Below are 26574 nucleotides of genomic sequence, written 5' to 3'. Positions count from 1 at the left end.
TAGCGTGACCGAACCGCACCAAGCCGCCACCGCCGTCATCGCCCGGCTCCGCTACGACTTCGACGCGTTGTCGCGCATGATGGCCCACGTATCCGGGCAGCTGAACGAACTCGACCGGGTGATCGCCGCGACCGCCGCTGCGCCGAGACCTGAGCCCACAGTCGCATCGCCGGTCTCCCCGCCGGCGGCCTACTGGCAGCCGTTTCGGCCGCAAGTCTGGCCCCAGTACGGACCGCCCGTCACGGTCCCGCCCGTTGGCCCGTCGGCACCCACCCCATCGCCCGCGCCACGCGCCGAGTCCAGCTGGATCGGCAAGGCGCTGGCCGTCGCCGGGGTGGCCGTGACGCTGATCGGCGTGGTGCTGCTGCTCGTGCTCGCCGCCCAGGCCGGCCTGCTGCGACCGCAGCTGCGGGTGGCCGGCGGCGGAGCGCTGTCAATCGCGCTCATCGCGATTGCCGCCCGGCTGCGCGGCCGGCCCGGCGGGCGGACCGGCGCTATCGCACTGGCCGCCACCGCCATCGCCGCCGCATACCTGGACGTCATCGCGATCACCAGCTTCTACCGGTGGGTGCCGTCGGCCGTGGGACTGCTGATCGCCGCTGTGGTAGGCGGCGCGGGCCTTGCGTTGGCCCGCCGGTGGGACTCCGAACACCTGGGCCTGCTGGTGCTGGTCCCGCTGATTGGCTTGGCACCGGTCATTACCAACGGTTTTGACCTGTTGCTCATCGGTTTCATGCTCGCGCTGTCGGTCGCCGCCCTGCCCGTACAGCTTGGCAAGGACTGGCCCTGGCTGCACGCAGCCCGAATGGCCGCGGGGACCATCCCGCTGCTCGTCGCGCTGGTGGCCATGAACGGCCACGACAATCCGCTGCTGGTCGGGGGCGCCTGCGCGGTGGCCGCGGTCCTGGCCATCGCCAGCACCCTGGTTCTGCTGCCGGGCACCACGAACCCCGGCGCGCTGGCCACGGTGTCGGCCGCCGGGACCGTACCCGTGCTGGCGGCGGGAATCGGAGTCGATCGCGTATCGGCCGCAGCGCTGGCGGCGGGACTGGCGGCGGCCACGCTCGCAATCGTGCTGGTAGCCAGGAAACTCCCCCGCGTCGTCGTCCACGTCTGGTCTGGGCTGTCGGCGATATCCGCGCTGATCGCCGTGACGGTCGCCTGTAACGGCGTTGTGGCGGCGCCGGTGCTGCTGGCGCTGGGCGTGATCGTCGCGGGTGCCGGCCGCAACAGCGCCGTCGCACGTTGGGCGGCAACCGGATTCGGCGCCGTCGGCGGACTACTGATGTTCGGCTACGCATCGCCGTACGAGCTCCTCACCCCGACGCGGCAGCCCCTTTCGATAGCGGTGTCCGTGCTGGCGGCCAGCGTGCTCGCCGTCGCATTCGCTCTCGTCATGGGGTGGGCGTGTGCGGGGCTCGGCCGCCAGAACCCCGACCTGGGTCGCGTGCTGGGCATGGCCGGTGGGTCGGTGGTCGTCTATGCGGTCACGGCATTCACGGTGACCGCCGGCGTCCTGGTCGGCGGCAAAGGCGGCTTCATCGCCGGCCACATGGTGGCCACCATCTGCTGGATCGGCACGGCAGCAACACTTTTCGTCTATGCGCTGCGGCAGAACAGCCGCGACGGCCGCACGGTGCCGATCGCCGCAGGCCTGGCGCTCACCGCCGCAGCCCTCGCGAAGCTGTTCTTGTTCGACCTTGCCACGCTGGACGGCATCTTCCGGGTCGGGGCGTTCGTCGTCGTCGGGCTGGTGCTGCTGGGTATGGGCGCCGGTTACGCCCGCAGCCTCTCCTCCCCCTCGCGAGCAGACGCAAACGCCCCCGAATAGTGGGCGAGTCGGGGGCTTTTGTGTCTGCTCGCGCTACCCTGGCGCCGCCTACTGCTCGCGCAGCGCGGTGAGGGCCCGCCGCTCGGCGGCGTGCTTGGCTCGCGACAGTGCCGCATCCTCCGACGGTGGGTCGGGTTGCAGCACACCCGAACCCGGCTTTCCGCCGGCGCCGAGCCGGTTCATCCGCTTGGGCACCGGTGCGCCCTGATATTCCAGCGGGATCGGGCCCAGCGGCTGGTGCAGCTCGACGTAGGCGCCGTGCGGCAGCCGCTTGATGATGCCCGTCTCGACGCCGTGCTCGAGCACATCGCGGTCGCTGCGCTGCAGCCCGATGCACCACCGATAGGTGACGAAGTAGACCAGCGGCGGCAGTAGCACCATGCCGATGCGCCCGATCCACGTCGTCGCGTTCAGCGAGATGTGGAAGGTGTGGGCGATGATGTCGTTCATCGCCCCAAACGTGAGCACCATGTAGAAGCTGATCGCCATCGCACCCACGGCGGTCCGCACGGGCACGTCGCGCGGGCGCTGCAGGAGGTTGTGGTGTGCGCGGTCACCGCTGAACCGCCTCTCCAGGAACGGATAGATCGTCAGCAGGACGAACACCAGCCCCATGATCACCGCGACCCAGACCGCCGCCGGCACCGTGTAGGGGCCGATGTAGAACTCCCACGCCGGCCACAACCGCATCAGGCCTTCCGGCCACATCATGTAGAAATCCGGCTGCGAGCCCGCCGACACGTGCGCGGGCGAGTACGGTCCCAGGTTCCAGATTGGGTTGATCTGCAGCAGGCCGCCCATCAGGCCCAGGATGCCGACGATGGTCGCGAAGAATGCGCCGGACTTGATCGCAAACACCGGCATCACGCGCACGCCGACGACGTTGTGCTCGGTGCGTCCCGGGCCGGGGAATTGGGTGTGCTTCTGGAACCACACCAGCGCCACGTGCAGCCCGATCAGCGCCAGGATCACCGCCGGTATCAGCAGGACATGCAGCGCGTAGAGCCGCGGGATCAGCGTGGTGCCGGGAAAGTCACCCCCGAAAAACGCCCAGTGCAGCCAGGTTCCGACCACGGGTAACCCCAGCATGATCGACGACAGCGCGGCGCGCAGGCCGATGCCGGAGAGCAGGTCGTCGGGCAGCGAGTAGCCGAAGTAGCCCTCGAACATGGTCAGGATCAGCAGCAGCGACCCGACCACCCAGTTCGCCTCGCGCGGTCGACGGAATGCGCCGGTGAAGAACACGCGGGCCAAGTGCACCATGATCGCGGCGGCGAACATCAGCGCCGCCCAGTGGTGGATCTGCCGGACGAACAACCCGCCGCGGACCTCGAACGAGATGTTCAGCGCCGACTCGTAGGCCCGGGACATCTCGACGCCGCGCAGCGGCTGGTACACACCGTGATAGGTGACCTCGGTCATGGACGGGTCGAAGAACAGCGTCAGATAAATGCCGGTGATCAGCAGCACGATGAAGCTGTACAGCGCGATCTCGCCCAGCAGGAACGACCAGTGTGTCGGGAAGACCTTGTTCAGCTGGCGGCGCAGCGCGCCCGACGGGTGATAGCGGGTGTCCAGGGCATCGACGGCGTGCGCCCGTTGAGCTGTGTTCGGTTTGAGGCTCATGGCGATCATCCCCTCGCGACCGAAACCGCCACGTTGCGGTCCGGCAATCTACTATTCTCTGTAGTACCACAGTGCGTAGTAGTTCGTCGAGTGTGCTAGTGGCGCCGAGCCCGCACTGACGGCGGACGTTCGGCTGCTCGCGCTACGGAGCCTCGAGGATGGCCACGGCCGCCGCGGTGTCCGCTTCGTGGGTCAGCGACACGTGGATCGTCACGTCGGCCAGATGCTTGGCGATCTCGCCGGTCAACCGCACGCGCGGCCGGCCCCACATGTCGGTGACCACCTCGATGTCGCGGTGGATGTCCTCCGGCAACACGGGACGCTGGGCGAACCGCGACCCGGACCAGGCCTTGATCACCGCCTCCTTGGCCGCCCAGCGGGCCGCCAGGTGCCGCGCCGCCGACGAACTCTTGTCCGACGCGTCGCGCCGCTCGCCCGGCGTGAACGTCGCCGCGAACACGGTGCCCGGCTGGTCGACCTGCTCGGCGAAATCAGGAATGGAGACGAGGTCGATCCCCACTCCGACGATGCTCATGGGTCGCCAGGTTAGTGGATGGTCGAAATCATTCGGCAGGGGCCTCATCAGCCCCGTAGAGACCGCCGCCGCCCAGCCGCGAGGCCGGGTTCAGCAACATCGTCGCCTCCTGCCGCTTCTCCGGCGTGCCATGGTCGAAGCGACGGTCCGGCGGCCGCTGATACATCGGCTCACCACCCGCGATGGCCGACGCCAGCCGGCGCTGGCCCGCCAACAGGCGTGCGTCGGCGCGACGCTGGTAGTCCGCGCGCTGGTGGGGATCCAGCGAGGCCAGGAACGCCTGCGGGTGCACCAGCGCGACCAGACCCGACACATGCCCGAAGCCCAGGCTGGTCAGCATCCCGGCCTTGAGCGGGAACTTCCCGCCGAGCCGCAGCGTGTCCCGCACCCACACGAAGTGGGCGGAGCCGGCGAGTTCGTCGTCGACGCAGTCCAGGCTGCGGTTGGGTGGGATCACGCCGTCCCGCAACATCTGGCACAGCCCCATGGTCTGGAAGACGGCGGCGCCGCCCTTCGCGTGACCGGTCAGGCTCTTCTGCGACACGATGAACAGCGGCGCACCCGGTGAACGGCCCATCGAGTCCGCCAGCCGCTCGTGCAGCTCCGTCTCGTTGGGGTCGTTGGCCAGCGTCGAGGTGTCGTGCTTGGAGATCACCGCGATGTCGTCGGGACCGACGCCCAGCTTGGCCAGCGACCGCGCCAGCGGCGAGTCCTTGCCGCCGCGGCCGGCCCCCAGCGCACCGAGCCCCGGGGCCGGGATCGAGGTGTGCACGCCGTCGCCGAACGACTGCGCGAACGCCACGACACCGAGCACCGGCAACCCCATCTTCAGCGCCAGGTCGCCGCGGGCCAGGATGATCGTGCCGCCGCCCTGCGCCTCGACGAAGCCCAGCCGGCGCCGGTCGTTGGGCCGGGAGAACTTCGAGTCGTGGATGCCGCGACCGCGCATCATGCCGGTGTCGGCGGTGGCCGCCATGTCACCGAAGCCGATGATGCCTTCCAGCGTCAGGTCGTCGATGCCACCGGTCACCACCAGCTCGGCCTTGCCCAGCCGGATCTTGTCGAGGCCCTCCTCCATCGAGACCGCGGCCGTCGCGCATGCGGCGACGGGGTGGATCATCGCGCCATAGCTGCCGATGTAGGACTGGACCACGTGCGCGGCAACGATATTCGGCAACACCTCCTGGAAGATGTCGTTCGGCTTGTTACGGCCCAACAGGTTGCCGTGGTACATCGTCTGCATCGACGTGCCACCACCCATGCCGGTGCCCATCGTGTTGGCCACCAGGCTCGGGTGCACGTAGCGCATCACCTCGGCCGGGCTGAAGCCGGCGGTCAGGAATGCGTCGACCGTCGCCACGATGTTCCACACCGCAAGGCGGTCAATGGAACTCGCCATGTCCGGGCTGATGCCCCACACCGTGGGGTCGAACCCCGTCGGGACCTGGGCGCCGACCAGCCGCGACAGCTTGTTCTTGCGCGGCACCCGAATCTCCGTGCCGGCCTTGCGAATCACCTGCCAGTCGCTCGAGTCGGGCACCGGACGGATGACCGTGTGCTCCGGATCGAACTCGGCGAACGCGCGGGCGTCGGCCTCCGAGGAGACGACGAACGAGAAGTCCTTTTCCAGGAACACCGATACCAGCAGCGGGGACCCCTCGTTGGGGTTGATCGCGCCGTCGTCGACGAACTCGCGGACGCCCACTCGCTCCACGACGGCGTCGTGGTAGCGCTCCACCAGTTCGGCCTCGTCGACGAGATCGCCGGATGCGGTGTCATACCAACCGGGTTGCGGGTCGTCCTCCCAGCGGATCAGGCCGGTGGTCCAGGCCAGCTCCAACACCCCGGCCGCCGACAGCTCGTTGTCGACCTCCATCTCGAACCGGGTGCGCGACGATCCGTACGGGCCGATCTCGGCGCCGCCGACGATCACCACCAGATCCGCGGGGTCGACGTCGAGGTCGTCCCACTCCGGAGCCGGTGCCGGCGAGAATCCGCGCGGCGGCGACGGCAGCGCCGCGATGACGCCCTCGGTGGCCGCCTCCTCGGTCGCGGCCTCGGACGTCATCTCCTCGCGGGCCTTGGCGGCCAGCTCGGCCATGTCGATGTCGGCCTCGCCCAGTCCGCCGGTCAGGTCGGCCTTGATCGGCGAGTTGGCGGCGGCGACCTTGGACTCCACGTCGCACAGGCCCAGCAGCAGGCCGGCCATCTCGTCGGTGGAGTACGTGGTGACACCGGCCTCTTCGACGGAAGAGGCGATGGCGTCGTTGTGACCCATCAGCCCGGTGCCGCGGGTCCAGCCGATCAGCGCGTGCGCCAGGCTGACCCGGGCCGCCCAGGAAGACTCGGCGTGCCAACGGCTCACCACGGCGTCCAGCGCCGACTTGGCTTCGCCGTACGCGCCGTCACCGCCGAACATTCCGCGGTTCGGCGAGCCCGGCAGCACCACGTGCAGCCGCGACGCGATGTCGCGCTCGGCGCCGATCTTCGACAGTCCGCCGATCAGCCGCTGCACGGCCCACAGCAGCACCTTCATCTCCATCTCGGCGCGCGAACCGGCCTCGGAGAGGTCGCCGACGACGCGCGGTGCGGCGAACGGGAACAGCAGCGTCGGGGTCTGCGCATCCTTGATGTGAATCGACTGCGGCCCAAGGCTTTCGGACTGCTCGTTACCTACCCAGTCGACCAGGGCGTCGATGTCGGAGTAGGACGCCATGTTGGCCGCCACCACCCACAGCGCCGCGCCGAAGCGGGCGTGGTCGCGGTACAGCTCGCGGTAGAAGGACAACCGCTCGTCGTCGAGTTTGGACGTGGTCGCGACGACGGTGGCGCCGCCGTCGAGCAGGCGGGCGACCACCGACGCGGCGATCGAGCCCTTCGAGGCGCCCGTGACGACGGCGACTTCCTTGCTGTACGGACCGGGGTCCGGGTTCTCGGCGCCGGCGGCGATCCGGCCGTAGAGCGAGCCGTGAATCTGCCGGCCCGCGGCCAGGGCCTTGCCCTGCCACCAGGTGGCCTGGGTCGCGACGACGTGACCCGCGCCCTCGAAGCGTTCCGACAGCCGCACCCAGTCGGCGTCGATGTCACCCTCGTCGGCCAGCCACAGCTTCACCAGGTCTTCGCGGGCGCTGGCCCAGCGGTCGTCGAACACGACGGCCTTCTTGCCGTCGAACACCGGCGACACCAAACGTGGCCAGTCCGAACCCAATTCAGCGGTCACCAGGTCGATGAGCTCGGCGTCGGAGGCCGCCGCCGCCACGCTGACCGGGTCGTCCAGGCCGAGCTGGCCCAGCACCAGGCGGGCCGCCGAGGCGAGCACGCCGTCGCGGCCGGTGATCTGGTCGGTGAACTCCGACAGGGCGGCCGCATCCACGGTCGCACCGCCGCCACCCCCGGCCGACGGCAGAGCCACCGCGATGCCGCGGCGCGCGGCGACCGCCGTGACCGCGGCGTCGATTGCCTTGTCAACCGAGGCGGCGTCGGCGAGCGCGCCCTCGTGCAGGTGCCCCAGGGCGCCCCCGCGGACGCTGGTGCCCTCGCGGGTGCCCAGCGCGACCTCGACCGTGACGTGCTTGGTCCAACCCTCGCCCAGCTCCCAGGTCTTGCTGACCCGCTCGGCGATGGCGGCGGGCCGCTTACCCGACGGCCCGAAGACCGTTCGCAGCTGATCGTTGATGGCGTCGGAAAGCACTGGGCCGTAAGGCTTGTAGGTGCGCGCCAGCTTGGTCACCTGGGACCGCAGCCCGGCCAGGTCGGCCTCGGCGGCGCCGTCGATGGCCCCCAGGTTCAACTCGGAGCCCAGGTCCACCAGCAGCTGATTGCGTCGCGACGACGCGCCGTCGGTGATCGACTCGATGGAGTCCAACTCCTCGATCTGGTCGATGCGCATCTTGGCCGACAGCGCGATCAGCGCCAACGTGGCGTCCGCCGCGTCGAAACCGATGTCCTCCGGCCGCGCCGCGCCACTTGGCGCCGCCGGCGCGGGAGCGGCCGTGGCCGCTTCCGGTGCGCCGGCCGCGGCGGCCTCGGCCTCGGCCACCGGCTCCTCCTCGATGGGGTCCGGTTCGGGATCGGTGTCGGTGGCGAACAGCACCGCGGCGTCGCGCTCGGCGTTGAGCACTTCCACTGTGCTGTGGGCATACTCGGGCAGTTTGAGGGTGTTGGTCGCCAGGCCCGCGACCGTCGGCGACGACTTCACCCCGATCTCGACGAAGCGCTCCACACCCAGGCCGCCGGCGGCCTCCTCGATGAACAGCAGGTCCTGGGTCTCGATCCAGCGCACCGGGCTGGCGAACTGCCAGGCCAGCAGCTCGATGAAGATCGTGCGCGCCATGTCACGCGGCCGTTCGCGCAGCCAGGTGTCGTAGTCGGCGAGGATCTCATCGAGCGGCTCGGCGGGAACCAAGTCCCGGATCTCCTGGATGAAGTCGCGGTCCAGCGTGAACGGCCGCGGCACCAGGTTGGGGATGTAGCGCCCGATGATCAGCTCGGGGTCCTTGCCCCGCGGCATGACGCGGTCCAGCGAGCGGCGGAATTCCGCGACACCGACCCGCAGCACCCGCGAGTGGAACGGCACGTCGATGCCGGGCACCAGGATGAACGAGCGCTTGCCGCCGGTGATCTCGCGGCGCCGCTCCACCTCGGCCTCGAGGGCCTCCAGCCCGCGAACCGTGCCGGCGATCGCGTATTGCGAGCCGCGCAGGTTGAAGTTCACGATCTCGAGGAATTCCCCGGTGCGGTCGGCGATCTCGGCGACGAACGCCGTGACGTCGGCGTCGTCGAGGTCGATCTGCGAGGGCCGGATCGCGGCCAGGCGGTAGTTGGACCGGCCCAGCTCGTCGCGCGGCACGATGTCGTGCATGTTCGATCCGCGGTGAAACACCGTCTCCAGCAGGGCTTCCAGCTCGTAGACGTCCAGCACGCAGGCCAGTGCGGTGTATTCGCCGACGGAGTGGCCGCACGCGATCGCGCCCTCGACGAAGGCGCCCTGCTCACGCATCTCGGCGACCTGCGCGGCGGCGACCGTCGCCATCGCGACCTGGGTGAACTGCGTCAGGTACAGCACGCCGTCGGGGTGGTGGTAGTGCACGCCGCTGGCGATCAGGCTGGTCGGATTGTCGCGCACCACGTGCAGCACCGAGAAGCCCAGCGTGTCGCGGGTGAACTTGTCCGCCGCGTCCCACGCCTTGCGGGCCGCCTTGGAGCGGGCACGCACTTCCATGCCCATGCCCTTGTGCTGGATGCCCTGGCCGGGGAAGGCGTAGACGGTCTTCGGGGCGGCCAGCCGCGCCGAGGCGGACATCACCAGATCCGAACCGATCTTCGCAGAAACCTCCAAAACCTCGGCGCCCTGGTCGATTCCGACGCGCTCGACGCGGAAGTCCACGTCGTCGCCGGGACGGACCATGCCGAGGAACCGCGCCGTCCAGCCGACCAGACGCGCGGGCGGCCGGGCCTGACCGTCGGTGGCGGTGACCGCGTGCTGCGCGGCGGCCGACAGCCACATGCCATGCACGATGGGCGATTCCAGGCCCGCCAGCAGCGCGGCGGCGCGATCGGTGTGGATCGGGTTGTGGTCGCCGGACACCACCGCGAACGGGCGCATGTCGATCGGCGCGGTGAGCCGGACGTCGCGGCGACGACGACGCGGCGTGTCGGTCGCGTTCTCCGACACGGCACCACCGGCGCGGACGGGATCGGTGAGTTCCGCCGCACCGGTGCGGCCCAGGATCGCGAACCGCTCCTCGAGCGTGGCCACCGGGTTGCCGTCACCGTCGGCAACCTGCACCGAGACCGGGACCACCCGGCCCATGTCGGTGTCGATGGCGTTGGAAGCCGTTGCGGTGATGGACAATTCGGTGGACACGGTGGGCAGCTTGTTGGCCACGTGGGCGGCGTGGTCCAGGTGAACCAGGCTCAGCAAGCCCTCCACCACCGGCACGCCGGCGTCGGTGACGGCAGCGCCGATCGCCGCGAAAACCGCGGGCCAGCACAGGCCGACCAGCGCGTCGGGCACGGTGGTGAGGCTCGGCGCCAACGGTTCGCCGAAGGTGGCCGTGACGCCGGTGTGGTCGGCGACCCGCTCGGGATCCCAGTGCACCGTCACGGTGGCGGCCCCGTCGGTCACCTCGGGCAGGCTCTCCGGGCCGTCGACACCGGCGGCGATCGCCAGCACCGAGCGCATGGCGGCGCTCGCGTCCGCGACGGAAACCACCGGAATGCCACCGTCAACGGTGTTGGCGGGCAACGTGAATGGGATGTCGATCCAGGTGCCGGAGACCGGAACACTCAACACCACGTGGCCGTCGGCCTGCACCTGCAGCCGCGCGCCGGTCGACGAATGGGTGGCGCGCTGGTTTCCGCGCTCGTCGTGCACCTGCCACTCGGCGGGGTCGGCGATCCGGTGCGCGGGGTTGGTCGCGGTGCGGCCGGCCCACAGCACATCGGGTGCGTCGAGCACGACGGCCAGCGGCCCGGTCACATCCGGGCGGCCCAGCCGGCGCGAGGTTACGTCCCGCGGCTCGCCGTCGCGGGCGACCACCTCGTCGATCGCGGCCTGCTCGAACCGGTCCAGCAGTTCGCCGACGGGCTCGTCCACCCGGGTGATTCCGGCGACGGCGGCGGTGCCGGGGATGATGCACACCTGGTCGGCGTCGTAGCGGGCGTCGTGCGCCTGCCACAGCGAGTCGCTGCGCCACCAGCGCCGGACGTCCTTGTCGATGACCGGCACGAAGTTCACCGGCTTGCCCAGCGTCTTGCACAGCGTGACGAAGAACGGCACGTCGGCCGGGTGCAGCTGCACGGTCTCGGCGTCGGGGTAGTGCGAAAGCAGCCGGGCGATGGCCTGTTTGGGGTTCTCCAGCAGCTCGGCCTCGTTGAACACGCTCTCGATCGGGCCGGAATCCTTGGGGTGCAACCGCGCTTCGGCGCGCTGCAGCATCTGCTCGAACCGGTCACGCCAGGTGTCGGCCAGCCACGGGCTGCCGGGTGACGCGGTGTCGGCGGTCGAATCGCCTTCTCCGATGGTCAGTTCGACGTATCGCTGCAGCCACTGCAGATAGGTCATCTCGCCGACGTCGCCGAAGTAGGGCTTGGCGGTATTGGCCATCGCGGCGATGATCTCGTCGCGGCGCTCGGCGACCGCGTCCCCGTCGCCGGCCACCTCGTCGAGCAGGCGGCCGCACCGCGAGGCGCTGTTGTCGATCTCGTGGATGTCGGCGCCGAGCTGGCTGCGGCTGGAGGCCATGCCGCCCTGGGCTTTTCCGGCGCTGATCCACTGGTCGGTGCCCTGGGTCTCGACCAGCATCCGCTTCACCGAAGGCGACGTGGTGGATTCCAGCGTCGCCATCGCGGCGGTGCCGACCAGGATCCCGTCGATGGGCATCAACGGGTAGCCGTACGCCTGCGCCCAGCGCCCGGAGAGGTATTCGGCCGCCCGCTCGGGCGTGCCGATGCCGCCGCCGACGCAGACCGTGATGTTGGACCGCGACCGCAACTCCGAGTAGGTGGCCAGCAGCAAATCGTCGAGGTCTTCCCACGAATGGTGTCCACCCGCGCGCCCACCCTCGACGTGCATGATCACCGGCTTGGTGGGCACCTCGGTGGCGATGCGGATGACCGACCGGATCTGTTCGATGGTGCCGGGCTTGAACACGACGTGGCTGATGCCGATGTCGTTGAGCTCCTCGATCAGCTCGACGGCTTCCTCGAGGTCCGGGATGCCGGCACTGACCACCACGCCGTCGATGGCCGCACCGGACTGGCGGGCCTTCTGGACCAGCCGCTTGCCGCCGACCTGCAGCTTCCACAGGTAGGGGTCCAGGAACAGCGTGTTGAACTGGTAGGTGCGACCGGGCTCGAGCAGTCCGGAGAGCTCCTTGATGCGGCCCGCGAAGATCTCCTCGGTGACCTGTCCACCGCCGGCCAGCTCGGCCCAGTGGCCGGCGTTGGCCGCGGCGGCGACGATCTTGGCGTCGACCGTCGTGGGGGTCATGCCCGCCAGCAGGATCGGCGACCGGCCGGTGAGCCGGGTGAACTTGGTCGACAGCTTGACGCGGCCGTCGGGCAGGCGCACCACCGTCGGCGCGTAGCTGGACCAGGCGCGGGCCACTTCGGGCGTGGCGCCGACGGTAAAGAGGTTGCGCTGGCCACCGCGGGTCGCCGCCGGCACGATGCCCACGCCGAGGCCGCGGATCACCGGCGCTGTCAGCCGGGTCAGGATGTCGCCGGGACCCAGGTCGAGAATCCAGCGCGCGCCGGCCTCGTGGACCCGGGTGATCTCGTCGACCCAGTCGACCTTGTTTACCAGGATGGCCTCGGCCAGCTCGCGCGCGAACGCGACGTCGAGGCCGACCTTCTCGGCCCAGCCCCCGACGATGTCGATGCCGTCGGCCAGCCGCGGGGTGTGGAAACCCACCTCCACCCGCACCGGATCGAAGACGGGCGCGAAGACGTCGCCGCCACGGATCTTGTTCTTGCGCTCGGCCTCTTCTTTGTCGGAGATCTGCCGGCAGTACAGCTCGAAGCGCGAGAGCTGCTCGGGCGTACCGGTGATGACGACCGAGCGGCGGCCGTTGCGAATGGACAGCACGGGCGGCAGCACGGTGCGGACGTCCTGCGCGAACTCGTCGAGCAGCCGCTGGATGCGCTCGGGATCAGCGTTGGTGACCGAGACCATCGGCGGGCGGTCGCCGAGGACCGAGATTCCGCGGCGCCGCGCCACCAGTGTTCCGGCGGCACCGAGCAGCTGGGCCAACGCCAACAGCTCCACGTCACGCGCTCCACCGGCCTTGAGCGCCTCCACGGCCAGCACGCCCTGGGAGTGCCCCGCGACGGCCACCGGCGGGGTGGCGACGAGGTCCATGCCCTGACGCGCGAGAGCGCGGATGGCGGCGATCTGGGTGAGCAGGACGCCGGGTAACGACACGGCGGCAGACGTCAGGTGCTTGTCCGACGGCACCGATTCCTCGGCGGCGAGCGCGCGCACCCACTGCAGGGGCTCGAAACCGACCGGACGGACCACGACCAGCTCCCTGGCCACCGGCTCGAGCAGGAGCTCGGCCTCGCCGGCCAGCGTTGCCAGGTCGGATTCGATCCCGGCGGAGGACACCAGTTCTTCGAGGGTCTCCAGCCAGGCACTGCCCTGGCCGCCGAACGCGACGGCATACGGCTCGCCGGCCGCCAGACGATCTACCAGAGCGTGGGCGCTGTGGGGACCACTCCCGTCACGGTCAGCGGACACTCGATCGTGCTCGTAGATCGTCACCTCTACATCTCCCCTGTCGCGTCTAAACGTTTTCTTGGCGTTTTCTTGGCGTTTCCGTCCGGGCCGGTCAGCGCTGGCGGGCGGGCGTCGTCGATTCAGCATTGAATCGGCGCCCTAAAACTCGGTTGACCGGCGGGTTGACGGCGGGCCGACCGCGGGTTCGAGCGGCTCCGCCGACTGCACCGGCTCACATAAGGGTGTCATAAGGATTTATCGCTACTGCGCGTTGCGAATGGTTACTGGCGAGTTCTACTCATGCGTAACCGTGTCGTGGGTAACACCACGTCAAACGCAGCGCGCGGGCGTCTAGGACAAACGTCCTGCATGCAGGTGGTTACGGTCGAGTAGCTACAACTGCGCTGATCAAGGCAGTATTGTTATGCAATCGTTACATTAAAAAATTCCGGAAATTTTTCGGGCCCGCGCAGGCTCCGGGGACGGTCACGCGGGCACCCGCCGTTCCGGCAAAGTCGTCGGCACCCAATTTTGAGCGAACGGGTGTTTGCTGGAACTCGGGACACAGGGGGCGGTCCGCAGCGGCCTGCCGGACGGCATCGGACCAGCAGAGGTCTTGGAGGCCGTCGATCCCGCTAGGCCCACTGCCCGAATTGCGGCTTGAGTATCTCGTTGATGTCGACCCCGACCCCGCCGACCGAGCGCTTGTCGATCTCGACCTGGTGCAGGTGCGCGGCCGGATGCGCGAACCCCTTGGGCGAGCCCCAGTTGTGCTGCCAGAAGTAGGAGCCCAGGCCGTCGTGCAGCGCCCAGTCGATGGTTTTCGAGTTGGCGTATACACCGGTGCGCTGGTGCCCGACGACTGATTCCCAGGCCCGCAGGTACGGCGCCACCTGCTGTTTGTACTGGTCATACGTCGGGTTGTCATCGATCGAGGCGTAGATCGGCGCGCTGGCGGGACCGCCCGCCGCCGCGTGCAACTCCATCCCGCGCTGGGCGTGGCGCGTGCCGGCAGCGCCGCCGCCCAGCCAGTCCGACGTGCTGCCCTTGCCGTACTGGTAGCAGGACACGAGCTTGAGTCCGCTGCCGCTCAGGTCGCGCGCCTCGCTGACCAGGATCGGCTTGCCGAGCATCCAGTTGCCGCCGGGGCGCCGATCGGAAACGTACCGGATGGCGCCTACCGCGCCGGCGGCCCTGATCTCGTGCGCGGGAATGACTCCGGCGGCGTAGTCCAGCAGCGTTCCCAGTGAACCCGCGGACACCGGGGCGGCAACCAACGACGCGCCCGCGACCCCCAGCGCAAACAGCCCCGGCGTCGCGGCCGCGAATCTCAGCACGTCACGCCGCGACACCGACACAGCTGACAGGGTAAGACACAAACACCAACTGACACACTGACCTCAGCAATCACATGTGTATCACGTTGTGGCAACGCGATCCTAGTCGAGCCCGCGATGACGGCGCCGAGGCTGCGGTGACGGCGTGCCCCAGCCGCCCACCGTGACCCCTTCCGCAGGCTGACACAAGCGACGCACGCTTAGATGGCGTGCAAGCCCTGCTGCTGCGCATCGGTGAGTCGCTGGACCTCCCGCTGACCGCGTGCAATCAGCTGCTGCTCGACGGCCGCTACGCCCCCGCCTACGGTGAACACCCGTTGGACGCCGCGAAGATGCGGCCGGTGCAAGCGGCGATCGACTCCGTGCTGGCCGCCCACGCGCAGTATCCCGCCGTCGTCACCGACTCCTCCTGGAACCTGATCGCGGCTAACGCGGGCTGCGTGGTGCTGGACGAGGGGCTGGACGACCATGCCGCCCCGCGGAGCTGCTGCGCCCGCCGATCAACATGATGCGGTTGTGCCTGCACCCCGGCGGCCTGTCCCGGCGACTCCTGCGCCGAGCCGCCGTCGCCACCGCGTCGCCCGACATCGAGCGGCTGTACCGCGAACTCGCCGGCTACCGGCCGCCGGCTCCGGCAGCGGCAGACCGGACTGAGCCAGCCCGCGAGCTGTACGTGCCGTTCCCGCTGGCGACGGTCGACGGCGCCGAACTGCACTTCGTCAGCACCATCGCGACCTTTGGGGGCCCGCTGGACGTCTGCGCGGAGAACCCCGCGGCCGCGCCAGCTGCACTTCGCCGCCAGAAACACCCCGTGAGCCGGGCCTTATTGGCCCGATCTCGCTTTTACTATAAAGTTAATAAAATTAGCGTCAGAGCTGCAAGACGCGGCAGGGCCGCACTGCAACGGGGGCTGCGATGGATCACGACCAACTCATCGACCTGACCCGCCGCGCGTTGAAGCTGGCGCGCGACAAGACGACCGACCTGGCGCCGTCCCAGCACGCCGTCGACGCGCTGGAGTACACGTCGGTCGAGCGACACCATCGCGACCGGGCCATGGTGCTGGCCAGCCCGCAGCTGGTCGGCTACGTCTCCGAGCTGCCGGGGCCGGGCACCTACTGCACCAAGTCGGTGATGGGCCGGTCGATCCTGCTGACCAGGACGTCGGACGGGACGGTCAGGGCGTTCGACAACGTGTGCCTGCACCGGCAGTCGCAGGTCGTGACCGGCTGCGGCACCGCGAAGCGGTTCACCTGTCCCTACCACGCCTGGACCTATGACAACACCGGCCGGCTGATCGGGTTGCCCGGGCGCGAGGGCTTCCCCGACGTGACGCTGAAATCCGACGGTCTGACCGAACTGCCGGCCACCGAATACGCCGGGTTCCTTTGGGTGGCACTGAAACCCGGCGGCGCCTTGGACGTCGCGGCGCACCTGGGCCCGCTGGCCGAGGAGCTCGACTCGTGGGGCATCGGACGATGGTCTCCGCTGGGCGAGAAGGTGCTGGACTGCCCGATCAACTGGAAGCTGGCCGTCGACACCTTCGCGGAGAACTACCACTTCGCGACCGTGCATCGACAGACCTTTGCCACCATCGCCCGCAGCAACTGCACGGTCTTCGACTCCTACGGGCCGCACCACCGGCTGATCTTCCCGCTCAACGGCATCCTCGACCTGGACCACGTCCCCGAAGAACAGTGGGAACCGTTCCGCAGCATGGTGGTGATCTACGCGCTGTTTCCCAACATCGTGCTGTCGGTGACGATCGCCAACGGCGAGCTGTTCCGGGTCTACCCTGGCGACCGGCCCGGCCGGTCGATCACCGTGCACCAGAACTCCACGCCACTCGACCTGTCCGAGGAGTCCATGGCCGCGGGCGCGCAGGCGGTGTTCGAGTATGCCCATGCCACGGTGCGCGACGAGGACTACCGGCTGGTCGAGACACTGCAGGCCAACCTCGAGTCGGGCGCACGGGAGAAGCTGGTATTCGGCCGCAACGAGCCCGGCTTGCAGCATCGCCACATCACCTGGGAGCAGGCGATCGCGGCGTCAGCCGTTGGCTGACTCGGGCTCGGAGAATGCGGTGACCAGATCCTCGAGAATGGTTGTCAGCGTTTCATTCTCGGTGTTCACGCGGGCCAGCAGCGCAACCGCGTCGGAGCGCCGGCCGGCAGCCACCAACGGCACCACCCGATCGGCCAAGCCCTGCAGATCCGGTGCGGGCGAGTCGAGATTCGCGACGGTCGTGGCGAGGACCTCGACGAGCTCCCAATCTCGGTACAGTGCCAGCGACCGCTCGTTGAACGCGAAGCCGCTCACCGATTCGCCCCCCATGGTGCCGCGGTAGCGGTAGGGCCCTTCCATGTATTCGATCGGCAGGCCGTGCGCCGGGGCGGCCACCAGCGGCTCCCCGACGATGTCCAATCCCAATGAGGGACAGGTGATCCGGTGCCGATCCGGCATCCAGCGCGCCAGCACCGGCGGCCGCATCAGGGGCCGGATCGAGTTCGGCCACTTCACGTAGCTGCGCACTTCGACGTCGACATCCTCGGCGCACCGCGGGGCCACGGCCGGATCGGGCGAGCTCGTCGTCAGACCGGTGAACGGTTGCAGCGCATTGCCATTCAGGCGGTCGAACTGGTGCCAGATGCTCAGGTCGACGCCATTGTCGAAGTTGATCGTCCGCCATTCGTGCGACCTGGTGCGCGGCGCGCTGCCGTCCCCGCCGCCGGCGTACTTCGGAAACCACTGCCGGTCGACGTGACCGGCGCGGCCGGTGACCCGTTCGGTCAACTCGCCCCAGCCCAGCGTTCCCGTCATCGCCATTCCGGTCTGGAAATACGAGTAGGTATCGGCTTGGCCGAAGCAGACGATCTTGCCGTTGTAAGTCGATGCGCCCACCGGTGTCGGCGCCCGCGTCGGAGTCACGTCCAGGTCCAGCCGCATGGGTTTGCCGGTCTGGTCCTCGCCCACCAGGCCGATCCGGTAGGTGTAGGGCAACAGTGCGTCGTCGGATCGAAGGGTGGTCCACGACGCCACGCCCGCGCCGCTGCGGTACTGGAGGTCGAGATGCCCTGCGGCCATGGACAACTTGGGCACCGCCCCCGGTTTCATGTTGTCCGGGGGCATGTCGTAGTCGGTGTAGGTGCCGTAGTCGCCGGTGTCCAGGTCGAACAACGCCAGCGTGTAGAAATCCGCGACCAGCGTCCCGCCGGGCCGGTTCTTGTTCACGATGGTCAGGAACGCGAACGACCGCCCCGTCTCGGACGCCGCGAGTTCGCCCGCGATGAACCAGGTGTCGGATTCCTGGTCGGGATGTTCGCCTTCGGCGGCCGGAAAATCCAGCGAGCTGTCGCCGGGCACCAGCCGGTACGGATAGCTGCGCCAATCGTCATTCATGTCAGACCTCGCGCTTTTTTGGTTATGTTAGCATCAATAGCGAAGTTACCGTTCGCTGCCTCGAGGTGTACTCCGATCAAGGAAAATCCCGGCCGACGTTGCTATGACGAACTATTCGTCGGGGGACGTTGGCGCCAACCGGCCATCCCCCGCCGGCTCGCGGTTATCTCCCCGCACTCCGAAGAACCCATCGGCCATGCCCCGCTGGCCGGGCCCGAGGACGTCGACGCCGCCGTCACGGCCGCTCGGCGGGCGTTCGACGACGGACCGTGGCCGCGGCTGGATGTCGCGGACCGCATCGCGAAGCTGACCGAGCTCGCCTCGATCTATGGCGGCCATATCGACGAGATGGCCGACCTGATCACCGCGGAGATGGGTTCGCCGCGCAGCTTCAGCCGGCTCGGTCAGGCGGCCGGCGCGGCGTCGATGATGCACCTCACCCTCGCGGTCGCCCGCGACTTCCCGTGGGTGGAACGCCGACGCGGTGTGCTCGGGGAGGCGCACCTGCGCCGCGCGCCGGTGGGCGTGGTCGGCGCGATCGTGCCGTGGAATGTGCCGCAGTGTCTGATCATGCCCAAGCTGATCCCCGCGCTGGTCGCCGGTTGCTCGGTGATCATCAAGCCGGCGCCCGAAACTCCTTTGGACGCTTTGTGGTTGGCCGACATGATCGAACAGGCCGGCCTGCCCGACGGCGTGGTATCGGTGCTGCCCGGCGGGTCCGACGTCGGCGAGGCGCTGGTGCGCCACCGCGGGGTGGACAAGATCGCGTTCACCGGCTCCAGCGCCACCGGTCGCCGCATCGCCGCCCTGGCCGGCGAACAGCTGAAACGGGTGAGCCTGGAACTGGGCGGCAAATCGGCGGCGATCATCCTCGACGACGCCGACATCGCCAAAACCGTCGCCGGTTTGAAAACCGCGGGACTGATGAACAACGGCCAGGCCTGCGTCGCTCAGACCCGGATCCTGGTCAGCGAGCGGCGGCACGACGACGTCGTCGACGCGCTCGCCGAGATGATGAGCGGCCTGCGCGTCGGGGATCCCGCCGACGAGGCGACCGACATCGGACCCCTTGTCGCACAACGGCAACAGCGTCGGGTGCAGGAATACATCCGGTCCGGACAGCAGGAGGGCGCGCGCATCGTCGTCGGGGGCGCCGACGATCCCGTCGAGCGCGGATGGTACGTGCGGGCGACACTGTTCGCCGACGCCACCAACGACATGCGCATCGCGCGGGAGGAGATCTTCGGACCAGTACTTACGGTCCTGCGGTACCGGGACGAGGACGACGCGGTGCGGATCGCCAACGACAGCGACTACGGGTTGGCCGGTTCGGTGTGGACCGCCGACACCGCCCACGGCCTCGAGATCGCGGCCGGTGTGCGCACCGGGACCTACGGGATCAACATGTACATGCTCGACATCAGCAGCCCGTTCGGCGGCTTCAAGCAGTCCGGGATCGGGCGCGAGTTCGGGCCCGAGGGCATCGACGAGTACGTCGAGCTGCAGTCGGTGGTGTGTAACGGAAAGATGCCGCCGCTCAACGGACTTCGGGCAACAGCAGGGTGAGCTCCACCGGGCAGCACAGCACGCCGTGCTGATTGGTCACCTCGATCTGGATGTCGACGAGATAGCGGGGCGGCTGCACCGCGGTGTCGCACCGCTTGGCCACCGCGCGGCCCCGGCCGGTGATGGTGTCCCCGGCATAGACCGAGCCGGCCAGGCGCATCGAACGGCGCACCACACGACTGCCCGGGCCCGCCCAGTCGGTCGCGACGCGATCGGCGAAACCGGCGAGGTGCATGGTGTTGACGTAGATCGTCGGGTTGCCCTGACTCTGGGCGTACACGGGGTCGAAATGACCCGGGAAGTAGTCCCAGGTCGCCCCCGCGTTCTCCACGACCCGCTGGTAAGTGATCTCATCCGTCACTTCCGGCAGCTCGACGGGGACCTCGACGTCGTCCCAGCGCAGATCCATGGCGGTCACGCCGGCGGCTCGGGCGTGAAGCGGAACAACGTGTTTCGGCACCGGGCCACCACGACGCCGTCCTGGCGGCGGTAGGTCTCCAGCGTCTCGACGAAGTGGCCGACTCCCAGCCGCGTCCGCTTTTCCGGTGACACCGACGCCAGCTCCCCGACCACCGTCAGCACATCACCCTCGACGATCGGTTCCACGAACTCCACATCGTTGGCCGCGTTGATGAACGTGGTGCCCGGCAGTGGCACCCGCAGCACCAGGGAAGCCGCCGGTGTGCGGCCGCCCGGCTCCCACGGCGGCGGTATCAGCCACCCCATCAACAGAGCGGGCGGGGCCAGCAAACCGCCCCACTTTTGCCGCGCGTACTCGGCGTCCCAATAGGACCGATTGCCGTCGCGGACCATCGCGGCGAACAGCTGAATGCGAGCGCCGCTCACCGCGACACGCGCGGTCCGGGGTTCGCTCGCCACACCGACCATCCGCAGCGCATCCTCGTACGTGCCGAAGGCGAGCTGATAGCCGACCTGGGCCGGGGTGTCCGAATCCACGTATGGGAGCCGCTTACATGACGAGCGGGTGTCGGCTGGGCACCGAGTCCCACGCGAGCACCCGCGAGGTGAAGTACCAGCCGCCGCGCTCGTAGGTCAGCTCGTCCCGGAACGTCCCGGTGGCCCGCAGCGTAGTGTCCCCGTACGCCGCGGCGAAAAGCACCGCGACACAGCGCTGGCTGGCGTTCACGCCGTCGACGTGGATCTCGTGGTCGACGGTGATCAGGCGTTGTCCGTCTCCCCCGTCGAACGCCGAGCGCAGGTCGGGGTACAGCTCACCGTCGCGGGTGTAGCTGGCGCCGGCGTGCCGGAACGTGGCGATCCAACGCGCGCGGTCGCCGTTGGAGTAGGCCCGGTTGTGCCGGGCGTTCAGATCCAGGATGGCAGCGCGGCCGATCGCGGCCTGGAGCATCTGCTGTTCCTGATAGCTCATGGTCATCTAGCTCTCCAGACCTTTCGGAAGTGCACGAGAAAACGGCGTACGTAACATTAACGTAACCTACCGACCGACGACATATCCGCATTTTTCGCGATCCCACACCCCTTTTTTCAAGCCCCGATTTCGCAATATGTCTTTACGTATTCTTCCGATACCGTTCTTCGGAAGTTCATCGACGGTCTCGATGAATCGTGGCACGCAGAAGTACGGCATGCGGGCGGCGCAGAAGTCAAGCAGCCCTGCGTAATCCAGCTCCGCGCCGGGGCGCAGCGCGACGACCAGCAGAATGTCGTCCTCACCCAACTCGCTGGGCACTCCGACCGCCGCCGCTTCGGCCACCGACGGATGGCGCAACACCACGGTTTCGACTTCGACCGACGAAATGTTCTCGCCCCGGCGCCGCAGCGAATCTTTGACGCGGTCTACATAGGTGAGATGGCGGTCCCCGCCCGGGCCAGGGTCGAGCCGGCCCAGATCGCCGGTGCGGAACCACTCCGGATGCGGATCGATACACAACCCCGGCGATTCGTCGGGGCTCACGTAGCCGTCGCTCATCATGTGCGGGTAGCGCGGCCGACAAGCGATCTCTCCCACCGTGCCGTCGGGCAGGCCGGTGCCGTCCGCGTCGACGATGCGTACCTCGAAGTTCGGGTTCGGCCGCCCGGAGGTGCCCGGAACACCTTCTTCGGCAACACTTTTGACGGCGATCGGGAACGCCTCCGTCATACCGTACATCGTGACGATGCGACAGCCGTAGCGCTGCTCGATCGCTCGATAGGAGTGCGCGTCGATCGGCGCCGCGGAGATGAACCGCAACGGCAGCTGCGCGTCGCGCGGATCGGGGGGCAGGTTCTGCAGCATCGACACCATCGCACCCGCGCCGACGAAGCCGACGGCGCCGTGGGCACGCACGTCGTCCCAGACCTCGGTCGGGTGAAAGGCGGCGGCCAGCACAGTTGTGCCGCCGACCAGCAGCGGCGCCAGCACGACGGGCGCCGCGCTGAGATGGAACAGGGGCATCGCGGTCCACAACGCCTCGCCGGCGCCGAATTCCCACGCCGATGCGGCCATCGCGGCCACCGAGAACAGGTAATGCCACGTGGTGGCAACCGCTTTCGACGGCCCGGTGGTGCCCGACGTGAAGAACAACGCCCCCACCCCGGCCACGTCGCCGACGCGCTCGGCCGGGCACCGGTCGGCCGGCCGATTCAGCACGGCATCGAGCGAATCGTCCAGCGTCACAACATCGGTCAGCGCAGCCAAGCCGGTGGCGACTTCGTCGACCCGGGGTTTTCGTTCGGCGTCGGTGACAATCACCTTGGCCTTGGAAAGCCGCAGGGTGTGCAGCAGGAAGTCGCCCTTGTTGGCGGCGTTCACCGCCGCGCTCACCGCGCCGATGCGAGCGGCGCCGAGCCAGAAGTACACCCATTCGCAGCAGGTGGCGGTGAACAGCGCGACAACCTCGCCGCGCCCGACGCCCAGATCCGTCAGCAGGTTCGCCGCCGCGCAGGACCGCTGCCGCATCTGCTCGAAGGTGACGTCGGTCCCGGCGATCGACATCATCACCCGGTCGGGATGCTGCTCGGCCCGTCGATCCAGCACTGCCGGCACGCTGAACCGATCGACGGCGAAATCGGACGGCCCCAGGGGCTCGCTCCGGACGGCGGTCATCGGGCCCGGCTTCGGCTCAGGCTCGAGCGGCCGCCGGGTCCGGCTCGCCGTCGGCGGTGTATCCGAAGTCGCCCGGCGCGGGCTGCTGACCGGGGTAGAAGCGATGCGCCCAGCGCCGAAGGGCTGCGTAGTCGTGCGCCTCCTCGGGCGCCAGGTTCGGCTTCTCCAGGTACTTCATGTTCTCCCAGGTGAAGAAGTCCTGCTTGATGACTTCCTGTTGCAGCGCAAGGAACTTGGCCGCACGGCCGGTCGGCACGTCGCCGCTGTCACCGGGCTCGCGGATGGAGGCCTGGGTGTAGAAGTAGTCGGTGTAGTCCTCGTCGACCGGCGTCTGGCCGGTCACCTCGATGGTCGCCACCAGGTCGCTGGGGAACCGGACGATGCCCAGTCCCAGCGAGTAGTTGTCGTAGATGATCTTTGCGTCGACCGGCCCGTCGGGCGTCAACCATGTCGACTCGCGACCGCCGCCGAAGTGGGCGCTGACCGTGGCGTGCAGGTGGTACCCCGCAACCTCGAACGACGTGGTGTTGGCCGGGTTCGCCGCCTTGTGCACGTACTGCACGTGGTACGGGTCGGCGGCGTTCTCGATGATCATCTGGGCGTGCACCTTGACCCGGTTGAGCATGCGACTGTGTGGGTGCAGCGGGTAGTACTCGTCGGTCTCCAGCTCGGGCAACACCGGGGGTTGCCAGTACGGCGCCCGGCCGTGCCGCTCGTGCCAGACCAGGATGAAGCCGTACCACTCCTCCGTGGGGTAGGTACGGATGCGGACGTTGTTCTTGCAGCCGATCTTGCTGTAGGGGATCAGCGCATTGGTGCCATCGCCCCGCCACTGCCAGCCGTGCCAGGGGCAGACGATGTGTTCGCCCTCCACCGTGCCGCCGACGCCCATGTTGGCGCCGAGGTGCTGGCAGTACGCGTCGAGCACGTGGACCTTGCCGGACTTGGTGCGGAACAGCACCAGCTCCTCGCCGAAGTAGTGCACGCGCTTGACCTCGCCGGGGGCCAGGTCAGACGCGAAGGAGACGATGAACCAACCCGTCGGGAACCGGTACTTCGACAGGGCGATACCCGAACCGAACTCCCTCTCCGAAGGGTCTTCGGCCGCAGCAGGGTCCGAGATGGTATGCGTCACGAGAACTCCGTTTCCCACGCGGCCAAGCGCCACCGCGGTTCGACGACCTTGCCTATTTTTACTATTTTAAGCATAGAACGTCAACGCAGGCCCGGCCGCCCACCCGAGCCCGGGCGGTCCCCGTCGCGAATTCCTTGCGATTATCCTTGTTGCACAACAGATTCGACGATTTTCAGCGCAGCCCGCGGGCACTGCTCCACGGCGGCCCGGACGTCGATCTCCCGGTCCGGCGGCACTTGTTCTTTCGAGCCCTCCACGATCTGCACGACATCCTCGTCACCGAGCTCGAAGATGTCGGCGGCGATCGACTCGCAGAAGCCGTTGGCCTCACACATGTCCGCATCGACGATTACGCGCATTGCAGCTCCTCACTTCCTAAGCGCCCATTGGCCTAGTGCCGATGACCCCACTGGCCGCCAGGTCCGTCAGCTCTGCCGCGGTCAGCCCGCACTCCTCGCGCAGCACCTCTTCATTGTGCTCGCCCAACAGCGGCGGCGGGCGGTTCAGCCACCGGCTCTGGCCGGACAGCCGGGCGAACGGCGGACACGGGTACAGGCCGGGCCCGGTGCTGGGATGGTCGAGTTGCTCGAAGAATCCCCGGTGACGCAGTTGCGGGTTCTCGGTGACCAGCGACGGCGATACCACCGGGGCAGCGGGTATGCCCGCATCGGCCAGCCGCTGCACCGTCGCGTCCAGCGGCTGCCCGGCGAACCACTCGCGCAGCCGTCGGTCGATCTCGTCGGCCCGCTCGTGCCGCCCGGCGACGGCGGACACGCCGTCGTCACACCAGGCCGGACGGCCCATCACCTCGACCAGCGCGTGCCACTGACCGTCGTCGCGCACGGTGACCGCGATCCAGTCATCCCCCTCGCCGCCACACCGGTAGATGTTCTGGATGACCCGGCCTTGACCCCGGTTGCCCCGACGGCTCAGCGTCACGGCGAAGACCTCGTATTCGATCGGTTGTATCGCGGTGACGTTCAGCACCGTCTCGATCATCGGCAGCTCGACCTGCTGTCCGGTACCGGTGCGCTCGGCGAAGTGCAACGCCGCCAGCACCGCGAATGCGGCATGCGCGCCGGCCAGCGGATCGCATGCCCCGCGGGGCGTCACGGGCGGGTCCTCGGGTAGCCCGGTCACCCACGCCAAGCCGGCGATCTGCTCCATAGTGGGCGCGAAGCCGACCCGCTCGCGCCACGGGCCGCCTAACCCGAACGCCGGCATCCGGGCGACGACGAGCTTGGGGTTCACCTCGAGCAGCACGTCGGCGGTGAGCCCGAAATGGTCCATCACCCGGGGCGAGAAGTTCTCGATCACCACGTCCGCCCCAGCGACCAGGGTCTTGAACAGGCGGCGACCATCCTCGGAGCCCAAATCCAGCGTGACGGAACGCTTGTTGGTGTTCATCGCGTGGAACACCCAGCCGTACTCCCACCAGTCGTCGACGTCCTTGCGCATGCCGCCCGAGTAACGGATGCCGTCGGGACGCTGGATCGATTCCACCTTGACCACGTCCGCGCCGAACGCGGCGAGCAGGTGGGTGGCCGCCGGCCCGGCCCAGAACGCGGTCAGGTCGACGATCCGCACCCCGCGAAGCGGCGCCGCCGGCGGTGCCGGTTCGCCACCGGATTCCCTTTCAGGCCAGAGTGATTCGTGGTCATCCGTGGGACTGCCCAGCGGCGCGGGGGAACATCGGGACATCAGCCAGGGCGGCCGGGGTTGATGGAAACCGGCTGGGTTGGGGATCAACACCCCGCGCTCGGTCACGTACTCCATGTCACCGATCGTGGAACCGTTGCCCAGCGGCGCGATGGGCAATCGGAACAGCTGACCGAGCTCGACGATCTCCGCGACGGTCCGTTCGGCCATCCACGGGCCGATGTGGTCGCGGATGAAATCGCGGTAGGCCCAGCGGCCGATCTGGAATCGCAGCTGTTCGATCTCCTCGAACTGCGGGCAGTCGACCATCGCGGTGAAGTCCAGCCACTGCTGACCGGTGACCATGGTGATCCCGACGTAGCCGTCCTTCGCCGGTTCGATCGAGGGCACTTCCAGCGTGCGACGGATCGGCGGCACCTGCAGCAGCTGGGAATGCAGCCATTCGCTGCTCTGCATCATCGTGATCGCCTCGAGCATGGAGAGGTCCAGATGCTCGCCGGGGCCGCCGCGCTCGACGCGGCGGTGCACGGCCAGCGCCCCGAACGCGGCGCACACCCCGCCCATGTACTCCCCCAGGTCGCCACCGATCGCGATGGGCGGCCCCGCGGGATCGCCGCGAAACCCCGGCGAGCCGGACCAGGCTTGCAGGGTGAATTCGCTGGCGGCGCGGTCGGCCCAGGGGCCCGTCCAGCCGAAGTCGGAGATCGTGACGACGATCGTGCGGGCGTCGTCGGCCAGCAAGCGCCGCGGGTCGATGCCCAGCGCCGCCGCCTGCGACGGGCCCGTGGTGACGACGACGACGTCGGCCGCGGCGAGTTCGGCGCGCAGCCGATCGGAATTGGCGGGCCACGCCATGCTGCGCTTGCCCGCGTTGAGGTAGCTGAACAGCGGCGCATCCTGCGGGGGTGGCACCGCTTCGCCGGTGGCCGACCAGCGTCGCAGCGGGTCCCCTTGCGGCGGCTCAATTTTGCGGACATCCGCGCCGGCGTCGACCAAGAGTTTCCCGCAATAGCTGCCGGCGATGCGGTCACTGATCTCGACGACGCGCAGTTCGTCGAGCGGCGTCGGCCGGCTGTCGGAACCGCGACTCACCCGGCTATTTATACCATTACTGCTAAAATAGCTAAGCCAGTCGGCGGGTCGCCACACGCGCGGTGAGCCGCACGCGGCGGGTCGCCACACATGGAACGAAGCCTGCG

Annotated in this window: 16 protein-coding genes; 4 read left to right on the top strand and 12 right to left on the bottom strand. The window is 68.7% G+C overall.

Going from position 1 to position 26574, the window contains the following annotated elements; all coding sequences use genetic code 11:
- Positions 1–4 precede the first annotated feature (4 nt).
- Entirely contained in the window at positions 5–1831 is a 1827-nt protein-coding gene (locus AC5Y5V_RS03875) for a DUF2339 domain-containing protein (protein ID WP_499931284.1), read from the top strand.
- A 48-nt stretch (positions 1832–1879) separates the two neighbouring features.
- Here the strand turns inward: AC5Y5V_RS03875 and qcrB are convergent, their stop codons facing one another.
- From qcrB to AC5Y5V_RS03855, 4 genes are all read right to left on the bottom strand, one after another.
- Positions 1880–3457 carry a cytochrome bc1 complex cytochrome b subunit gene (gene qcrB / locus AC5Y5V_RS03870; RefSeq protein WP_499931283.1) on the bottom strand — a complete coding sequence of 526 codons (1578 nt, stop codon included), beginning with the start codon at positions 3455–3457 and terminating at the stop codon, positions 1880–1882.
- 142 nt (positions 3458–3599) lie between these two features.
- The gene (gene acpS / locus AC5Y5V_RS03865; protein ID WP_499931282.1) at positions 3600–3992 is read right to left on the bottom strand and encodes a holo-ACP synthase AcpS; all 393 of its coding nucleotides are present in this window, start codon (positions 3990–3992) and stop codon (positions 3600–3602) included.
- Between the two features lie 28 nt (positions 3993–4020).
- Complete coding sequence (locus tag AC5Y5V_RS03860; protein WP_499931281.1) at positions 4021–13257, bottom strand: fatty acid synthase subunit beta domain-containing protein; 9237 nt, start codon at positions 13255–13257, stop codon at positions 4021–4023.
- A 590-nt stretch (positions 13258–13847) separates the two neighbouring features.
- A complete protein-coding gene (locus tag AC5Y5V_RS03855; protein ID WP_499931280.1) occupies positions 13848–14570 on the bottom strand; it encodes a DUF1906 domain-containing protein in 723 nt (240 codons plus the stop codon).
- A 188-nt stretch (positions 14571–14758) separates the two neighbouring features.
- Here AC5Y5V_RS03855 and AC5Y5V_RS03850 point away from each other — a divergent pair, with 188 nt between their 5' ends.
- Both AC5Y5V_RS03850 and AC5Y5V_RS03845 read left to right on the top strand, forming a co-directional pair.
- The gene (locus AC5Y5V_RS03850; protein WP_499931279.1) at positions 14759–15058 is read left to right on the top strand and encodes an MmyB family transcriptional regulator; all 300 of its coding nucleotides are present in this window, start codon (positions 14759–14761) and stop codon (positions 15056–15058) included.
- Between the two features lie 406 nt (positions 15059–15464).
- The gene (locus AC5Y5V_RS03845; protein ID WP_499931278.1) at positions 15465–16613 is read left to right on the top strand and encodes an aromatic ring-hydroxylating oxygenase subunit alpha; all 1149 of its coding nucleotides are present in this window, start codon (positions 15465–15467) and stop codon (positions 16611–16613) included.
- Here AC5Y5V_RS03845 and AC5Y5V_RS03840 read toward each other — a convergent pair.
- Positions 16599–17948: a lipocalin-like domain-containing protein gene (locus AC5Y5V_RS03840; RefSeq protein WP_499931277.1), complete on the bottom strand. Its 1350-nt coding sequence runs from the start codon at positions 17946–17948 to the stop codon at positions 16599–16601. The genes AC5Y5V_RS03845 and AC5Y5V_RS03840 overlap by 15 nt on opposite strands.
- A gap of 24 nt (positions 17949–17972) precedes the next feature.
- Here AC5Y5V_RS03840 and AC5Y5V_RS03835 point away from each other — a divergent pair, with 24 nt between their 5' ends.
- Positions 17973–19514: an aldehyde dehydrogenase gene (locus tag AC5Y5V_RS03835; RefSeq protein ID WP_499931276.1), complete on the top strand. Its 1542-nt coding sequence runs from the start codon at positions 17973–17975 to the stop codon at positions 19512–19514.
- On the opposite strand, the gene AC5Y5V_RS03830 is transcribed toward AC5Y5V_RS03835, so the two are convergent.
- From AC5Y5V_RS03830 to AC5Y5V_RS03800, 7 genes are all read right to left on the bottom strand, one after another.
- Positions 19486–19923, bottom strand: a complete 438-nt coding sequence (locus AC5Y5V_RS03830; protein ID WP_499931527.1) for a MaoC family dehydratase — start codon at positions 19921–19923, stop codon at positions 19486–19488. The two genes, AC5Y5V_RS03835 and AC5Y5V_RS03830, sit on opposite strands and share 29 nt — an antisense overlap.
- A gap of 5 nt (positions 19924–19928) precedes the next feature.
- Positions 19929–20402, bottom strand: coding sequence for an FAS1-like dehydratase domain-containing protein (locus AC5Y5V_RS03825; protein ID WP_499931525.1), 474 nt, complete (start codon positions 20400–20402; stop codon positions 19929–19931).
- Between the two features lie 82 nt (positions 20403–20484).
- Positions 20485–20910: a nuclear transport factor 2 family protein gene (locus AC5Y5V_RS03820; RefSeq protein ID WP_499931275.1), complete on the bottom strand. Its 426-nt coding sequence runs from the start codon at positions 20908–20910 to the stop codon at positions 20485–20487.
- A gap of 60 nt (positions 20911–20970) precedes the next feature.
- Positions 20971–22581 (bottom strand): AMP-binding protein, encoded by a 1611-nt coding sequence (locus AC5Y5V_RS03815; RefSeq protein ID WP_499931274.1) that lies wholly within the window; start codon positions 22579–22581, stop codon positions 20971–20973.
- 16 nt (positions 22582–22597) lie between these two features.
- Entirely contained in the window at positions 22598–23716 is a 1119-nt protein-coding gene (locus AC5Y5V_RS03810; protein WP_499931273.1) for a Rieske 2Fe-2S domain-containing protein, read from the bottom strand.
- Between the two features lie 140 nt (positions 23717–23856).
- Entirely contained in the window at positions 23857–24075 is a 219-nt protein-coding gene (locus AC5Y5V_RS03805) for a ferredoxin (protein ID WP_499931272.1), read from the bottom strand.
- A 16-nt stretch (positions 24076–24091) separates the two neighbouring features.
- Complete coding sequence (locus AC5Y5V_RS03800) at positions 24092–26467, bottom strand: CaiB/BaiF CoA-transferase family protein (RefSeq protein WP_499931271.1); 2376 nt, start codon at positions 26465–26467, stop codon at positions 24092–24094.
- Positions 26468–26574 lie beyond the last annotated feature (107 nt).

Source organism: Mycobacterium sp. NGS68, assembly GCF_059812195.1.
The sequence above is the reverse complement of the archived record's forward strand: the minus strand, read 5'-3'. Positions and strand labels throughout refer to the sequence as shown.

What these genes read in the sequence shown, in the direction of transcription:
- qcrB (WP_499931283.1), bottom strand. Translation starts at nt 3,457, where the DNA reads ATGAGCCTCAAACCGAACACAGCTCAACGGGCGCACGCCGTCGATGCC.
- acpS (WP_499931282.1), bottom strand. Translation starts at nt 3,992, where the DNA reads ATGAGCATCGTCGGAGTGGGGATCGACCTCGTCTCCATTCCTGATTTC.
- AC5Y5V_RS03845 (WP_499931278.1), top strand. Translation starts at nt 15,465, where the DNA reads ATGGATCACGACCAACTCATCGACCTGACCCGCCGCGCGTTGAAGCTG.
- AC5Y5V_RS03840 (WP_499931277.1), bottom strand. Translation starts at nt 17,948, where the DNA reads ATGAATGACGATTGGCGCAGCTATCCGTACCGGCTGGTGCCCGGCGAC.
- AC5Y5V_RS03835 (WP_499931276.1), top strand. Translation starts at nt 17,973, where the DNA reads ATGTTAGCATCAATAGCGAAGTTACCGTTCGCTGCCTCGAGGTGTACT.
- AC5Y5V_RS03830 (WP_499931527.1), bottom strand. Translation starts at nt 19,923, where the DNA reads ATGGATCTGCGCTGGGACGACGTCGAGGTCCCCGTCGAGCTGCCGGAA.
- AC5Y5V_RS03825 (WP_499931525.1), bottom strand. Translation starts at nt 20,402, where the DNA reads ATGGTCGGTGTGGCGAGCGAACCCCGGACCGCGCGTGTCGCGGTGAGC.
- AC5Y5V_RS03820 (WP_499931275.1), bottom strand. Translation starts at nt 20,910, where the DNA reads ATGACCATGAGCTATCAGGAACAGCAGATGCTCCAGGCCGCGATCGGC.
- AC5Y5V_RS03815 (WP_499931274.1), bottom strand. Translation starts at nt 22,581, where the DNA reads ATGACCGCCGTCCGGAGCGAGCCCCTGGGGCCGTCCGATTTCGCCGTC.
- AC5Y5V_RS03805 (WP_499931272.1), bottom strand. Translation starts at nt 24,075, where the DNA reads ATGCGCGTAATCGTCGATGCGGACATGTGTGAGGCCAACGGCTTCTGC.